At 62.8% G+C, this 14,791-nt stretch carries 12 protein-coding genes; 10 read left to right on the top strand and 2 right to left on the bottom strand.

The genetic code is table 11. From position 1 onward, the window contains the following. Positions 1-51 precede the first annotated feature (51 nt). The 9 genes from AC1RR7_RS00940 to AC1RR7_RS00900 all read left to right on the top strand — a co-directional run bounded on the left by AC1RR7_RS00940 (position 52) and on the right by AC1RR7_RS00900 (position 10,823). On the top strand, positions 52-2,757 hold the full coding sequence (locus tag AC1RR7_RS00940) for a TonB-dependent receptor (protein WP_493155760.1): 2,706 nt from the start codon (positions 52-54) through the stop codon (positions 2,755-2,757). A 111-nt stretch (positions 2,758-2,868) separates the two neighbouring features. After that, positions 2,869-4,740: an extracellular solute-binding protein gene (locus tag AC1RR7_RS00935; protein WP_493155758.1), complete on the top strand. Its 1,872-nt coding sequence runs from the start codon at positions 2,869-2,871 to the stop codon at positions 4,738-4,740. Between the two features lies 1 nt (position 4,741). Then, on the top strand, positions 4,742-5,806 hold the full coding sequence (locus AC1RR7_RS00930; protein ID WP_493155756.1) for a microcin C ABC transporter permease YejB: 1,065 nt from the start codon (positions 4,742-4,744) through the stop codon (positions 5,804-5,806). Continuing rightward, complete coding sequence (locus tag AC1RR7_RS00925) at positions 5,806-6,828, top strand: ABC transporter permease (RefSeq protein WP_493155754.1); 1,023 nt, start codon at positions 5,806-5,808, stop codon at positions 6,826-6,828. The genes AC1RR7_RS00930 and AC1RR7_RS00925 overlap by 1 nt, the downstream gene beginning before the upstream one ends. A gap of 14 nt (positions 6,829-6,842) precedes the next feature. After that, positions 6,843-8,468 (top strand): ABC transporter ATP-binding protein, encoded by a 1,626-nt coding sequence (locus AC1RR7_RS00920; RefSeq protein WP_493155752.1) that lies wholly within the window; start codon positions 6,843-6,845, stop codon positions 8,466-8,468. An 89-nt stretch (positions 8,469-8,557) separates the two neighbouring features. Further along, positions 8,558-9,079, top strand: coding sequence for a DUF3455 domain-containing protein (locus AC1RR7_RS00915; RefSeq protein WP_493155750.1), 522 nt, complete (start codon positions 8,558-8,560; stop codon positions 9,077-9,079). Between the two features lie 42 nt (positions 9,080-9,121). Beyond that, positions 9,122-9,655: a sigma-70 family RNA polymerase sigma factor gene (locus tag AC1RR7_RS00910; RefSeq protein ID WP_273535764.1), complete on the top strand. Its 534-nt coding sequence runs from the start codon at positions 9,122-9,124 to the stop codon at positions 9,653-9,655. Further along, positions 9,652-10,347: an anti-sigma factor gene (locus AC1RR7_RS00905; RefSeq protein ID WP_096823066.1), complete on the top strand. Its 696-nt coding sequence runs from the start codon at positions 9,652-9,654 to the stop codon at positions 10,345-10,347. The genes AC1RR7_RS00910 and AC1RR7_RS00905 overlap by 4 nt, the downstream gene beginning before the upstream one ends. 113 nt (positions 10,348-10,460) lie before the next feature. Then, positions 10,461-10,823 carry a hypothetical protein gene (locus tag AC1RR7_RS00900; protein ID WP_493155748.1) on the top strand — a complete coding sequence of 121 codons (363 nt, stop codon included), beginning with the start codon at positions 10,461-10,463 and terminating at the stop codon, positions 10,821-10,823. Between the two features lie 78 nt (positions 10,824-10,901). Here AC1RR7_RS00900 and AC1RR7_RS00895 read toward each other — a convergent pair whose 3' ends face one another. Further along, positions 10,902-11,990, bottom strand: coding sequence for a DUF1615 domain-containing protein (locus AC1RR7_RS00895; protein WP_493155746.1), 1,089 nt, complete (start codon positions 11,988-11,990; stop codon positions 10,902-10,904). 184 nt (positions 11,991-12,174) lie between these two features. Here AC1RR7_RS00895 and AC1RR7_RS00890 point away from each other — a divergent pair, with 184 nt between their 5' ends. Further along, a complete protein-coding gene (locus AC1RR7_RS00890; RefSeq protein ID WP_493155744.1) occupies positions 12,175-13,710 on the top strand; it encodes an FAD-dependent oxidoreductase in 1,536 nt (511 codons plus the stop codon). Positions 13,711-13,714: 4 nt separating this feature from the next. On the opposite strand, the gene hemB is transcribed toward AC1RR7_RS00890, so the two are convergent. Next, positions 13,715-14,689 carry a porphobilinogen synthase gene (gene hemB / locus AC1RR7_RS00885; protein ID WP_003223551.1) on the bottom strand — a complete coding sequence of 325 codons (975 nt, stop codon included), beginning with the start codon at positions 14,687-14,689 and terminating at the stop codon, positions 13,715-13,717. Between the last annotated feature and the right edge of the window lie 102 nt (positions 14,690-14,791).

Genomic DNA, 14,791 nt, shown 5'->3' with positions numbered 1-14,791 from the left:
GAGGGCTCACAAGGCCATTTCGATAAACGTCTAACAAAGTCGGAAACAACCATGCTGATGAACACTCCACGCTTCACGCTCAAACCCTTGGTGGCGACGATTTCCCGCCACCGTTTCGTTCCGTTGTACCTGGTGGCCATGGGGATGGGCGCCGGGGTTCAGGCTGCCGAGGACGACAACAGCGTCCCGGCCGCCGCTGCGGTGGTCGCGCCGACCACGCAACTGCAACGGGTCGAAGTGACCGGTTCGGCGATCCGTCGGGTCGATGCGGAAACGGCGGTGCCGATCACCGTGCTCAAGGCCGAGGAACTGCGCAAACAGGGCGTGACCACCACCGCCGAACTGGTGCAGCGCATCACCGGCAGCCAGTCGATCAACAACAGCGCAGGCTCGGTCGGCGCGGCCACCGGCGGCGCATCGTTCGCCGACATGCGCGGCATCGGCGCGAACAAGACGCTGGTGCTGCTCAACGGTCGCCGGCTGGCGAACAACGCCCTGTCGGGCACCAACTCGGCCGGCGGCGCGGTGGATCTGAACATGATCCCGTTTGCCGCGATCGAGCGCGTGGAGGTGCTGCGCGACGGCGCCTCGGCCCTGTACGGCACCGACGCCATCGGCGGCGTGATCAACTTCATCACCAAGAAATCCATGACCGACGGTCAGCTCACCCTCGGCGGCGAAACCCCGACCCACAGCGGCGGCGGTGCGACCAAGGACATGAGCGCCAGTTGGGGTTACGGCGACCTGGAGCAGGACCGCTTCAACGTGCTCGGCGTGTTCAACTACAACAAGCAGCAGAACCTCGACGCCAACGACCGCTCCTTCGCCCGCGACTACGTGCCCGGCCGTGGCCTGGACCAGACCTCCGGCACCGCGTTCCCCGGCAACTACAGCCAGAACGGCAACGCCACCAACCCGCTGGCCAACAGCAATTGCAACGGCCCCAACCTGGTGGCCCGTGACGGCCTCTGCCGCTTCAGCACCCGCGAATACATCGACCTGGTGCCGCAGACCGAGAAGACCTCGTTCTTCGGCAAGACCACCGGCAAACTGGCCGATGATCACAACGTCAACCTCGAATACTTCTGGTCGCGCAACAACAACGCCACCGCTGTCGGCCCGGCGCCATTGACCGGCCTGAGCCTGGATTCGTCCTCGCCCTACTACCCCGGCAACGGCATCACCCCGGCGCCCACCGGCTTCGCCCTCGACCCGACGCAACCGGTGGATGTGAACTGGCGCGAAACGGCTGCCGGCCCGCGCGAATCGAAAGACCAGAACACCAGTCAGCGCTTCCTGCTGAGCTTCGACGGTCTGGTTGGCGGCTGGGACTACAACGTTGGCGCCTCCTACAACCAGAACAAGATCGTCTCCAGCGTCACCAGCGGCTACGTCAGCGATCAGGCGATGATCAGCGGTCTGGCCAGCGGTCTGCTCAACCCGTTCGGGCCGCAGAGCAGCGCCGGTCAGCAATACATCGATCAGGCCATGTACCACGGCGCCTATTCCACGGCGGTCGGTCGGGTCGCCGGTTTCGACGGGCGGATCAGCCGCGAAATCGGTGACTGGTTCGGTGCCGGCCCGTCGGGTCTGGCGCTGGGCGGCGAGTACCGCAAAGAGAAATTCCACCAGGACTTCGAGCCGTTCGCCGGCGACATCCAGAGCCTGGGCATCGACCCGGCCGGCAGCGTTGAAGGCGACCGCAGCGTGAAAGCCGCCTACGCGGAAATCAACGTGCCGGTGCTCGACAGCCTGGAACTGTCCGCCGCCGTACGTCACGACAAATACAGCGACTTCGGCAGCACCACCAACCCGAAATATTCGTTCCGCTATCAGCCGCTCAAGGAGCTGGTAGTACGCGGCGCCTACAGCGAAGGTTTCCGTGCGCCGTCGCTGTATGAGTTGTATTCGCCGCGCAGCATCACCTACACCCAGGGCTACTACAACGACCCGGTGCTGTGTACCGGCGGTGTCGTGCAACCGGGCGGCAACGGCGGGCGCGATTGCGGTCAGCAGTTCCTCAACCAGATCGGCGGCAACGAAGACCTGGCCCCGGAGAAAGCCCGCAACGTGACGCTGGGCTTCGTCTATCAGCCGCTCAGCAATCTGTCCGTGGGCCTGGATTTCTGGTGGATTCACATCTCCAACCAGATCCAGCCGTTCCCGGAATCCACCGTGTTCGATCAGGCCGGCAGCTACCCCGACCGCTTCGTGCGCAACGCCGACGGCACGCTCAATTACATCGTCACCGGCAACGCCAACCTCGGCATCGTCGAAACCAACGGCGTCGATGTGTCGCTGGACTATCGCTTCCCGAACACGCCGTACGGTCAATTCGGTCTGGGCCTGCAAGGCACTTATGTCGACGAGTACGACTTCCAGAGCACCATCAAGGGCCCGTTCACCGACAAGGTCGGCGACTTCAAGGGCGACGGTGTGATTGCCCGCTGGAAACACAACCTGACCGGTTCCTGGACCTTCGGCGCCGCCCGTGCGGCGCTGACCAACCGCTTCACCACCGGCTACAACGACTACGACCGCGAAACCAACGCGCGGGTCGCGTCGTATTCGGTGTGGGACCTGTCGGCCGGTTACACCTTCGACAAGGTGCTAGACGTCGATGCCGGGGTGAAGAACCTGTTCGACCGTGATCCGCCGTTCTCCAACCAGGCCTACAACTTCCAGAGCGGCTATGACCCGCGCTACACCGATCCGCTGGGCCGCACGCTGTTTGCGCGCATGACGTACCACTTCTGAGTCACGGTCGGGGCCGAGCAAGACTCCGGCCGGCCCCCTCCCCTTGCGAATTCGCATCCCGCAGCGGCCAGCCGCCGCTTCGGGTTTTTCCGGCTCCAGAGGAACGACTTCATGACATTCATGCGCAACATGGCCGGCTTGCTGCTCGGCAGCGCGCTGCTGTGCAACGCGGCATCTGCGCTGGCCGGCGGCAGCTACGCGATGACGGTGTACGGCGAGGCGCCGAAATACTCCGCCGGTTTCCAGCACTTCGATTTCGTCAATCCTGACGCCCCGAAGGGTGGCTCGCTCAGCCGCGCCTCGATGGAAATCGGTCAATACAACTACATCACCCCGTATGCCGATCAGGGCATTTCCGTGGTGCAGGTCAACGATTGGGTGTATTCGCCGCTGGCGTTCCGTTCGCTGGACGAGCCCTACACCGTCTACGGTCTGGTGGCGCAATCCATGGAGCGCGATCCCGGCGGCCTGTGGGTGCGTTTCAACCTGAATCCCGAGGCGCGTTTCGCCGACGGCACACCGATCACCGCCGAGGACGTGCGCTACACCTTCGAGTTGTTGATGACCAAGGGCAGCCTGAGTTATCGCCAGCAATACGCCGACGTGCAGGATGTGCTGATCGAAGGCCCGTGGCAGATTCGCTTCACCTTCAAGAACAACCTCAACCGCACGCTGGCGCTGGATCTGGCGTCGCTGCGACCGGTGCCCGAACACTGGTGGAAGACCCGTGACTTCGCCAACGGCGGCGGTTTCGAACCGCCGCTAGGCAGCGGCCCGTACCGGGTGAGCAAGGTCGATGCGGGGCGAAGCATCGGTTTCCAGCGCGATCCGCATTGGTGGGGCAAGGACCTGCCAGTCAGTCGCGGCATGTACAACTTCGACAGCCTGACCGTGAATTTCTACGGCGACACCGACGTCGCCCGGCAACTGCTGCAGGCCGGCGCGTTCGACTACAACCGCGAGTTTTCCTCGTCTGGCTACGTGGTCGGCTACGACAGTCCGGCCCTGCGCGACGGACGCCTGCAACAGGCGATTCTCGCCCCGGACAAACCGACCAGCGCCCAGGGTTTTGTGTTCAACCTGCAGAACCCGCTGTTCAAGGATCGCCGCGTGCGTCAGGCGCTGAGCCTGCTGTGGGATTTCGAGTGGACCAACAAGCAGATGATGCGCGGCTTCTACGTGCGTCAGAACAGCTACTGGCCAAAGAGTGAAATGGCTGCCACCGCACTTCCCGACGCCGGGGAACTGGCGATCCTCGAATCGCTGCGCGGACAGATTCCGGACGAGGCTTTCAGCAGGGTCTATCAGGCGCCTAAAACCGATGGCAGCGGCTACATCCGCGACAAGCAGTTGCAAGCATTAAAGCTGCTGGCCGAAGCCGGATGGACGCCGAAAAACAATCGGCTGGTGAACGCCGCCGGCGAGCCATTCGAATTCACCTTCCTCGACGGCCAGGGCGGTTTCGACCGCATGCTGCTGCCGTACAAACGCACCCTCGCGCAGATCGGCATCACCCTGAATCTGCGACGCATCGATTCGGCGCAGTACATCAACCGGCTCAACGCCCGGGACTACGACATGATCGTCACCAGTTTCCCACGCAGCGGCGATCCGATCGTCTCGCCGGGCCGCGAGTTGTACAGCCTGTACGCCTCGCAGAGCGCCACGCAGGTCGGCAGTTCCAATTCCATGGTGCTGACTGATCCGGCAGTGGACCAACTGATCGACGGCCTGGTGCAGGCCAATACCCGCGACGCCATGGTGCGTTACGCCCGCGCCCTCGACCGGGTGCTGCAATGGGGTGACTACATGATTCCCAACTACTACTCCAAAGGCACGCCGACGGTGTATCAGAACCGCTTCGGCATGCCGCCGGTGCAGCCGATCTACAGCGAAGGCCTCGACACCTGGTGGGAGGTCTCGACCAAGCCGCTGACCAACCCGCAAATGAGTGCCTTGCACCAACTCGCGGGGGGCCAGTGACATGTGGTGTTATCTGAGTCGACGTCTGTTGCTGATCATCCCGACGCTGCTGTGCATTCTGGTGGTCAACTTCGTCATCGTGCAGGCCGCACCCGGCGGCCCGGTGGAACAGGCCATCGCCCGCCTGCAAGGCTTCGGCGGGCACAGCATGGGCGGCGCCAGCGAGGTAACCGCCATCGGCGGTGCCGGGCGCAGCAGTCGTGGCCTGGACCCGGCGCTGATCGAAGAAATCAAACACCACTACGGCTTCGACAAACCGATGCACGAACGCCTGTGGCTGATGCTCAAGAACTACGCGCAACTGGACCTGGGCAGCAGTTTCTTTCGCGGTGCGAAGGTGACGGATCTGATCGTGCAGAAACTACCGGTGTCGCTGTCCCTCGGCCTGTGGGCAACCTTGATCACCTACCTGATCTCGATCCCGCTGGGCATTCGCAAGGCGATCCGAAATGGCAGCGCATTTGATGTCTGGAGTAGCACGGCGATCATCGTCGGCTACGCAATGCCGGCGTTTCTGTTCGCGATCCTGTTGATCGTGGTGTTCGCCGGGGGCAGCTACGTCAACTGGTTTCCGGTGCAGGGGCTGGTCTCGGACAACTTCGACAGTCTGAGCCTGTGGGGCAAGGTCGGCGACTACCTCTGGCACCTGGTGTTGCCGGTGACGGCGCTGGTGATCGGCGGTTTTGCGACGCTGACGATCCTGACCAAGAACAGCTTCCTCAACGAGATCAGCCGCCAGTACGTGATCACCGCGCGCGCCAAGGGGCTGACCGAAAGACGTGTGCTCTACGGCCATGTGTTTCGCAACGCGATGCTGCTGGTGGTGGCCGGTGTGCCGTCGGCGTTGATCGAGGTGTTTTTCGCCGGTTCCCTGCTGATCGAAACCATCTTCAACCTCGACGGCCTCGGGCGCATGAGCTACGAAGCGGCGGTGTCGCGGGACTACCCGGTGGTGTTCGGCACGCTGTTCCTGTTCACCCTGTTCGGCCTGTTGATCAAGCTGATCGGCGACCTCTGCTACACCCTGCTCGACCCGCGCATCGACTTTTCGGCGAGGACTGCCTGATGTTCACACTCTCCCCTCTGGACCGGCGGCGCATCGCGCAATTCAAGGCCAACCGTCGCGGGCGCTGGTCGCTGTGGCTGTTCATCGGGCTGTGCCTGATCTGCCTCGGCGGCGAACTGATCGCCAACGACAAGCCGCTGGTGATCCGCTACCACAACGCCTTTTACTTCCCGATCCTCAGCGATTATCAGGAAACCGATTTCGGCGGCGAACTGCCGTTCCAGCCGGATTACGCCAGCAATTACGTACACAGGCTGATCGAGGATCAGGGCGGCTGGATGCTGTTCCCGCCGATCCCGTTCAGCTACGACACGGTCAATTACGACCTCACGGAACCAGCACCGAGTCCGCCGTCCTCCAGCAACTGGCTGGGCACCGACGATCAGGCGCGGGACGTGTTGGCGCGGGTGATCTTCGGCACACGAATTTCGATTCTGTTTGCGCTGATCCTCACCGCCGTCAGTGCGCTGGTCGGCATCGTCGCCGGGGCGTTGCAGGGTTACTACGGCGGCTGGGTCGACTTGCTCGGGCAACGGGTGCTGGAGATCTGGTCGGGGCTGCCGGTGTTGTACCTGCTGATCATTTTGTCCGGGTTCGTCTCGCCGAGTTTCTGGTGGCTGCTGGGGATCATGGCGCTGTTTTCCTGGCTGGCACTGGTGGACGTGGTGCGCGCCGAGTTCCTGCGCGGGCGCAGCCTGGAATACGTCAAGGCTGCGCGGGCGTTGGGTCTGACGGACAGCGAACTGATGCGCCGGCACATTCTGCCCAACGCCATGACCTCCACCCTCACCTACTTGCCGTTCATTCTGACCGGCGCCATCGCCACACTCACCGCACTGGACTTTCTCGGCTTCGGCATGCCCGCCGGCACCGCGTCGCTGGGGGAACTGATCGGCCAGGCCAAGCGCAATCTGCAAGCGCCGTGGCTGGGGCTGACGGCGTTTTTTGCCCTGGCGCTGATTCTGTCCTTGCTGGTGTTTATCGGCGAAGCCTGCCGTGACGCGTTCGATCCGCGATCCTGATCCCCGGAGCTGAAATGACCGATAACCTGATTGAAATCCGCGACCTGCGCGTCGCCTTCGCCGGGCATGAAGTGGTGCACGGCGTAAACCTCGACATCCGCCGTGGCGAGTGCCTGGCACTGGTCGGCGAATCCGGCTCGGGCAAATCGGTGACGGCGCACTCGATTCTGCGTTTGCTGCCAGGCAAAACCGTCAGCAGCACGGGCAGCATCCGCTACAACGGCGTGGACTTGCTGCACGCCAGCGAAAAACAACTGCGCAGCTTGCGCGGCAATCGCATCGCGATGATTTTCCAGGAGCCGATGACCTCTCTGAACCCGTTGCACACGGTGGAGAAGCAGATCAGCGAAGTGCTGGAGATCCACAAGGGGCTCAAGGGTCGCGCCGCTCGCCAGCGCACGCTGGAGCTGCTGGAACTGGTGGGGATTCGCCAACCGTTGCAACGGTTGAAGGCCTATCCGCACCAGCTCTCCGGCGGCCAGCGGCAACGAGTGATGATCGCCATGGCGCTGGCCAATGAACCCGAATTGCTGATCGCCGATGAGCCGACCACGGCGCTGGACGTGACCGTGCAGCAGAAGATTCTGGAGCTGTTGATCGAGTTGCAGCAACGCCTCGGCATGTCGCTGCTGCTGATCAGTCATGACCTCAATCTGGTGCGGCGCATCGCCCAACGGGTGTGCGTGATGCGCCACGGGGAAATCGTCGAACAGGCCGATTGCGAAACGCTGTTCCGCACCCCGCAGCATCCTTACAGCCGCCTGCTGATCGAGGCGGAACCATCCGGCGCGCCGGTGCCGAGCCGCTACGATCACAACCTGCTGGAGGTGGACGATCTGAAAGTCTGGTTCCCGCTGCCCAAGGCGCTGTTCAGCCGCACCCAGGAATACATCAAGGCGGTAGACGGCGTGAGTTTTCGTCTGCAACGGGGCAAGACCCTGGGCATAGTCGGCGAGTCCGGCTCGGGCAAGTCGACGCTGGGCCAGGCGATTCTGCGGCTGGTGGAATCCGAGGGCGATATTCGGTTCGGCAACAAGCAATTGAGCCTGCTCAATCAGCGTTTGATGCGCCCGTTGCGCCGGCAGATCCAGGTGGTGTTCCAGGATCCGTTCGGCAGCCTCAGCCCACGGATGTCGGTGCAGCAGATCATCGCCGAAGGCCTGCTGACCCACGGCATCGGCACGGCCGAGGAACGTGAGGCAGCGGTGATCCGCGTCCTGGAGGAAGTCGGCCTCGACCCGCAGAGCCGACACCGCTATCCCCACGAATTCTCCGGCGGCCAGCGCCAGCGTATTTCCATCGCCCGGGCGCTGGTGCTGGAACCGGCGCTGATTCTGCTCGACGAGCCGACCTCCGCGCTGGACCGCACGGTACAGAAACAGGTGGTGGAATTGCTGCGGCAGTTGCAGATCCGCCATGGGCTGACGTATCTGTTCATCAGCCATGACCTGGCGGTGGTGCATGCGCTGGCGCACGACTTGATGGTGATCAAGGATGGCAAGGTGGTGGAACAGGGAGCGTCGCGCGAGATTTTTGCGGCGCCGCAGCATGCCTATACCCAGGCGTTGCTCAAGGCTTCCGGGCTCGTGCAGGCACGCCAAATTGAGGGATCTGCAACGGCTGCAAAAAATTTCTCATGAGCCCTGCATCCAAACCGTTCCGTCACGGGTAGTCCCTGTAACAGCCCTCTTTCGGCTGTCAGCGGTTTACCCTTTTCGGAGAAACACTGATGAACATCACCCAATTGATTGGCCTCACCGGTTTGCTCGCTGTCGCCTCGACAAGCTTTGCCCAAAGCAGTTATCCCGACGCGATCAAGGTGCCGGACGGCCACAAGATCGCCCTGGAGACCACGGGGGTCGGCGAGATCACCTACGAATGCCGGGACAAGGCCAATGCCGCCGGGCAGACCGAGTGGGTGTTCGTCGGCCCGAAGGCGGTGCTCAATGATCGCAGCGGCAAACAGGTCGGCACCTACTTCGGCCCACCGGCCACCTGGCAGGCGCAGGACGGTTCGAAAGTCACCGGCACGCAACTGGCCGTTGCCCCCTCAAGTCCGGGCAACCTGCCCTATCAACTGGTGAAGGCCAACCCCGCTGAAGGCAAAGGCGCGATGAGCGGCGTGAGCTACATCCAGCGCGTCGCCCTCAAGGGCGGTGTGGCGCCGGGCAGCGAATGCACGGCCGCAAACAAGGGTAAACAGGAAGTGGTGAAGTACCAGGCCGACTACATTTTCTGGGCGGCGAACTGAGCCTGACTGGACGTTTGGTCGATGCTTGCTAGATTGCAGGACATGCCCTTGCCCGAAAACCTGTTCGATTACGAAGCCCGCCTCGCCGCCTGTACTCGCGGCGAGCGCGAGGCGCTGCGCGAATTGTACGTGCAGGAAGGTCCGCGGCTGCTCGGTGTGGCCCGGCGTCTAGTGCGTGATACGGCGCTGGCGGAGGACATCGTCCATGATGCGTTCATCAAGATCTGGGCCGGCGCGTCGGGGTTCGATCCGTCGCGCGGTTCGGCCCGCGGCTGGATGTTCAGCGTGACCCGGCATCTGGCGCTGAATGTGTTGCGCGATCATGGCCGGGAAACACCGCTGGACGACAGCAACGAATCACTGGCGAGTGATGACGGCTTCGACACGCTGGCGCAATCGACGCGCATCCACCGCTGCCTGCATCAACTGGAACCGCAACGGCGCCGCTGCATCCTTCACGCCTACGTCGACGGTTACAGCCACGCGCAGATCGCCCAACGCCTCGATACGCCGCTGGGCACCGTCAAAGCCTGGATCAAACGCAGCCTCAATGCGTTGCGGGAGTGCATGGGATGACCACCGAATCGGCGCAGGAACGCGATGAACTGGCGGGCGAATACGTGCTTGGCACGCTCTCGGCCGAAGAACGCGCCGAAGTGCAGCGACGCCTGCCGAACGAGCCCGAGCTGCAAGCGGCCGTGGATGCCTGGGAACGGCGTCTGCTGGAACTGACCGACCTCGCCCCGGCGCATCAGCCCTCGTCGCAGTTGTGGCAACGCATTGAACGCAGTGTCGGGCAACTCACCCATAAGATGGCGCCAGAGATTTCATGGTGGAACCGCCTGTCACTGTGGCGCGGTTTGAGCGCTGCCGGGTTGGCCGCAACCTTGTTATTGGGTTCGATCCTGTTAACCCAGACCACGCCGAAACCGAGTTATCTGGTGGTGCTGGTCGCGCCACAAGACAAGGCACCGGGCTGGGTGATCCAGGCCAGCAGTCCCCGGGAGATTCAGTTGATTCCGCTGGGCGTGGTCGAGGTGCCGGCCGACAAGGCGCTGGAGTTCTGGACCAAGGCCGACGGCTGGCAAGGCCCGGTGTCGCTGGGTCTGGTCAAGCCGGGGCAAGCGCTGTCGATCCCGCTGGACAAGCTGCCGCCGCTGCAACCTAACCAGTTGTTCGAGCTGACGCTGGAAGGCGCCAATGGTTCGCCGATCGGCAAACCCACCGGGCCGATCCAGGCGATTGGCCGAGCGGTGAAGGTGCTCTGAAGAACCATCATCGGCGTCGATGTTCACCATCACGTCAATGAAGTTCTCTTAAAAAATGCCGGGCGTAACATCTGCTCCATACCAAACAAACAACACCCCCGGAGCACAAAATCATGAAACGCCAAGTCATCCTCAGCATTGCCCTTTCGGTTCTGGCCTTCAACGCATTTGCCGCCAAACCTGCCCACACCATGATCGCCGAAGGCGGTTCGGATCGGTTGATCGAACAGCGCGTTGCCGAGGGTGGTTCGGATCGTCTGCTAGAACGTCGAGTTGCCGAAGGTGGCTCGGATCGTCTGCTGGAACGTCGAGTTGCCGAAGGTGGCTCGGATCGTCTGCAAGAACGTCGCGTTGCTGAAGGTGGCTCGGATCGTCTGCAAGAACGTCGCGTTGCCGAAGGTGGCTCGGATCGTCTGCAAGAACGTCGTGTTGCCGAAGGTGGCTCGGATCGTCTGATCGAAAGCCGCGTTGCCTGAATGAAGGGCTTTACCGCAGCAATCCAGAAAAAACCCGGCTCCCGTCAGCCGGGTTTTTTTACGTCTTTTTTTGCCTCTTCAGTCCCTGGCCATGCAGCGCCGATAGCGCTCATCGACCCGTTTGGCGAACCACGCAGTGGTCAGTTTGCGGGTGATCTTAGGGCTCTGCAGAACGATCCCCGGCAGCACCGCCCGGGGCAATGATTTGCCTTCTGCCTTGTCCGCCAGTTCAAAGACCCGTTGATACAGCCTGGTCTCCTCGAATCCCAGCGTGTTGCCCTTCTCCAACTGGTCACGGATCTGTGGATTGCGCATACCCAATGACTTGCCGAGCCTGCGCACCGCCAGTTCGGTCGTGCCCGGCATGATCGAGTCGTAGCGGATCAGGTCGCCATCCAGTGCCAGCGGAACGCCCGAGGCGCGACTGACTGCATTCTGAAACGCCGCGTTGCGACTGGCGTACCACCCGGCATTGAAGTCGGCGAAGCGGTACAGCGGCTCGCGATAACTCACCGGATACCCCAGCAAATGGGCGATGCCGAAATACATGCCGCCACGACGCGTGAACACCTCATGGCGAATCGTGCCGCTCACCGGGTACGGATACCCCTTGGCATGCTGTTCGGCGAATTCGATGCTGACCTGCATGGGTCCCGCGGTGTGCACCGGGTTGAAGCCGCCAAACAGCGTTCGCCCCATCGGCACCATGCCGATGAAGTCATCAAAAATGCCGCTCAGGTCTTTCTCGGTGCGTGCCGCGCTCAGGCGTTCGCTGTAGCTCTTGCCGTTGGGCGAGCGCACCTGCAACGCGCCGCTGACCAACAGGCTCGGGATATGGACCTTGGCCGCGCGCCGGTCGATCTCGTCGCGGGCAATCTTGCCCAGGCCGGGCACCGACGGATCGACCTGAAAGTTGGATTCCTGCTCGGCGACGGCCAGCACCGAACACAGGTTTTGCGTGGTCGGGCTGATGCCCTGCGCGGCGAACGCGGTGTAGATGTCCGTGGCCCAGCCCTGGCGGTCGGCGGTTTTCGCTGGCAGCAAACGCACGATCTGCGCCTTGACCTCGGCCGGCGAACGCGGGGCCGGTTCCTGCCCGCGTTGGCCTGCGCAACCGGCCAGCACCAGCAATGCGGCGAGGCTGACGAATAATCGAGGGGTGTGCATAACGCTTCATCCAGTCCGTTGAGGCGGGTTAACCCTACGCTCAATCGCAGGGTGCAGGATAGGACTGCGGGCCGGCGGCGCTGTTCCATCGCCCCGTTTGGCAGGCCGACTGGCCGCCCTCGCCTGCTGATCCATACTTGCTGCTGCACACTCAGTGGCAAAGGGCACGCGAGGAGGACAGACCATGAACCGCAGTGACGTTCTGATCATCGGCGCGGGCCCCACCGGACTGGTACTGGCCCTGTGGCTGAGCAAACTGGGCGTGCGGGTGCGCATCATCGACAAGAACTCCGTGCCGGGCACCACCTCACGGGCGCTGGCGGTGCAGGCGCGCACGCTGGAGTTGTACCGGCAACTGGATCTCGCCGAAGCCGTGGTGCGCAACGGGCACCGGGTGGCGGCGGCGAATTTCTGGGTCAAGGGCAACCCCGTGGCACAACTGCCGCTTAACCGCATCGGCGAAGGCCTGACGCCTTACGCCTTCCTGGAAATCTACCCGCAGGACGAACACGAGCGGTTGCTGATCGACCGCCTCGAAGACTACGACGTGTTCGTCGAGCGCAATACCACCCTCGAAAGCTTCACGGAAAACGGCGACGGCCTCACCGCACATTTGCGCCTGCCGGATGGCGAGCAAGAGATCTGCCAGGCCTGCTACCTGGCCGGTTGTGACGGCGCCCGTTCGGTCGTGCGCAAAACCCTCGACACCGGTTTCCCCGGTGGCACCTATCAGCAGATTTTCTACGTCGCCGACGTGCAGGCCAGCGGCCCGGCGCTCAACGGCGAGTTGCATCTGGATCTGGATGAGGCGGATTTTCTGGCGGTATTCCCGCTGGCCGGCGAAGGCCGTGCGCGGCTGATCGGCACGGTACGCGACGAGCGTGCGGATCGCGCCGAAACCCTGGAATTCTCGGATGTCAGCAGCCGCGCCATCGAGCATTTGAACGTGCACATCGAGGACGTCAACTGGTTCTCCACCTATCGCGTGCATCATCGGGTGGCGGATCACTTTCGCAAGGGCCGGGCCTTTCTGCTCGGCGACGCAGCGCACGTGCACAGCCCCGCCGGCGGCCAAGGCATGAACACCGGCATCGGCGATGCGATCAATCTGGCGTGGAAACTCGCGGCGGTACTCAGCGGTGGCGCCACGGCGAAGCTGCTCGACAGCTACGAAACCGAACGCATCGCCTTCGCCCGGCGACTGGTGTCGACCACTGACAAAGTCTTCAGTTTTGTGACTGCCGAAGGCCGGATGGCCGATCTGTTGCGCACACGACTGGCACCGTTCCTGATCCCGAAAATGGCGTCATTCGAAACCAGTCGCGAATTCCTGTTTCGCACCGTCTCGCAAATCACCGTCAATTATCGGGGCATGGCGTTGAGCGAGGGAGTGGCCGGGCATGTGCACGGCGGCGACCGCTTGCCGTGGGCCCATGATGGCGAGGGGGATAATTACGAACCGCTGCGCAATCCATGCTGGCAGGTGCATGTGTACGGCGACACCAGCGACGAGATGATCGCCTGGTGCAATGAACACCACTTGCCGCTGCACGTGTTCGACTGGCGCCCGGCGTTTGAATCGGCAGGACTGGGGCGCAACGGCTTTTACCTGTTGCGCCCGGACACCTATGTGGCGATTGCCGACAACAGCGCGGATCCAAAGGTGATCGAACGGTATTTCCGTGACCACGGAATCCGGCCGTTTTTCAGTTGCCCCTGACGGATCAGATCCCGGCCAGCGCCAGATCCATCGCAAAGTAGGTGAAGATCAGATCCGCACCTGCGCGTTTGATCGCACCGAGGCTTTCGCGCACCACACGATCTTCGTCGATGGCCCCGGCCTGGGCGCCGAACTTGATCATCGCGTACTCGCCGCTGACCTGATACGCCGACAGCGGCAGGTTCGAGGCTTCACGGATATCGCGAATGATGTCCAGGTACGCGCCCGCCGGTTTGACCATCAGCGCATCGGCGCCTTCCTGCTCATCGAGCAACGATTCGCGCAGGGCTTCGCGGCGGTTCATCGGGTTCATCTGATAGCTTTTGCGGTCGCCTTTCAGCGCGCTGCCACCGGCCTCGCGGAACGGGCCGTAGAGCGCCGAGGCGAATTTGGTCGAGTAGGCCATGATCGGAATCTGCGTGAAGCCGGCATCGTCCAGTGCCCGGCGAATCGCCCGCACCTGACCGTCCATCGCGGCCGACGGTGCGATCACATCGGCACCGGCACGCGCTGCCGCGACCGCTTGTTTGCCGAGGTTGATCAGGGTCTGGTCGTTGTCGACTTCATGGTTGTGCATCACGCCGCAGTGACCGTGGTCGGTGTACTCGCAAAAGCACGTGTCGGACATCACGATCATTTCCGGCACGGCGTCCTTGGCGATCCGCGACATGCGCGACACCAGACCGTTTTCCCGCCAGGTGTCGCTGCCGTTGGCGTCCAGGTGATGGGATACGCCAAAGGTCATCACCGACTTGATCCCGGCCCGGGCGTAACGCTCGATCTCGCTGGCCAGTTTGCGCTCCGGAATGCGCATCACACCGGGCATGCTCTTGATCGGCACGAAGTCGTCGATCTCTTCTTCGACGAAGATCGGCAGCACCAGATCGTTGAGCGAAAACTCGGTTTCCTGGAACAGGCTGCGCAGGCTCGCATTGCGGCGCAGGCGGCGTGGACGTGCTTCGGGGAACTGACTGGACATGGGGCCTTTCCTGAAAACGGGCAGATGAGACGAAAGTCGTAGGGGGCGAAGCTTATGCCTTGCGGGGGACGGGGTACAAACCTGGATCAATCAACAGTGCAT

This window comes from Pseudomonas sp. GW821-FHT11G12 (assembly GCF_058808055.1).
This window is presented reverse-complemented; position numbering and strand designations above follow the sequence as displayed.

What these genes read in the sequence shown, in the direction of transcription:
- AC1RR7_RS00935 (WP_493155758.1), top strand. Translation starts at nt 2,869, where the DNA reads ATGACATTCATGCGCAACATGGCCGGCTTGCTGCTCGGCAGCGCGCTG.
- AC1RR7_RS00890 (WP_493155744.1), top strand. Translation starts at nt 12,175, where the DNA reads ATGAACCGCAGTGACGTTCTGATCATCGGCGCGGGCCCCACCGGACTG.
- AC1RR7_RS00900 (WP_493155748.1), top strand. Translation starts at nt 10,461, where the DNA reads ATGAAACGCCAAGTCATCCTCAGCATTGCCCTTTCGGTTCTGGCCTTC.
- AC1RR7_RS00930 (WP_493155756.1), top strand. Translation starts at nt 4,742, where the DNA reads ATGTGGTGTTATCTGAGTCGACGTCTGTTGCTGATCATCCCGACGCTG.
- AC1RR7_RS00895 (WP_493155746.1), bottom strand. Translation starts at nt 11,990, where the DNA reads ATGCACACCCCTCGATTATTCGTCAGCCTCGCCGCATTGCTGGTGCTG.
- AC1RR7_RS00925 (WP_493155754.1), top strand. Translation starts at nt 5,806, where the DNA reads ATGTTCACACTCTCCCCTCTGGACCGGCGGCGCATCGCGCAATTCAAG.
- AC1RR7_RS00915 (WP_493155750.1), top strand. Translation starts at nt 8,558, where the DNA reads ATGAACATCACCCAATTGATTGGCCTCACCGGTTTGCTCGCTGTCGCC.
- AC1RR7_RS00940 (WP_493155760.1), top strand. Translation starts at nt 52, where the DNA reads ATGCTGATGAACACTCCACGCTTCACGCTCAAACCCTTGGTGGCGACG.
- AC1RR7_RS00905 (WP_096823066.1), top strand. Translation starts at nt 9,652, where the DNA reads ATGACCACCGAATCGGCGCAGGAACGCGATGAACTGGCGGGCGAATAC.
- hemB (WP_003223551.1), bottom strand. Translation starts at nt 14,689, where the DNA reads ATGTCCAGTCAGTTCCCCGAAGCACGTCCACGCCGCCTGCGCCGCAAT.
- AC1RR7_RS00920 (WP_493155752.1), top strand. Translation starts at nt 6,843, where the DNA reads ATGACCGATAACCTGATTGAAATCCGCGACCTGCGCGTCGCCTTCGCC.
- AC1RR7_RS00910 (WP_273535764.1), top strand. Translation starts at nt 9,122, where the DNA reads ATGCCCTTGCCCGAAAACCTGTTCGATTACGAAGCCCGCCTCGCCGCC.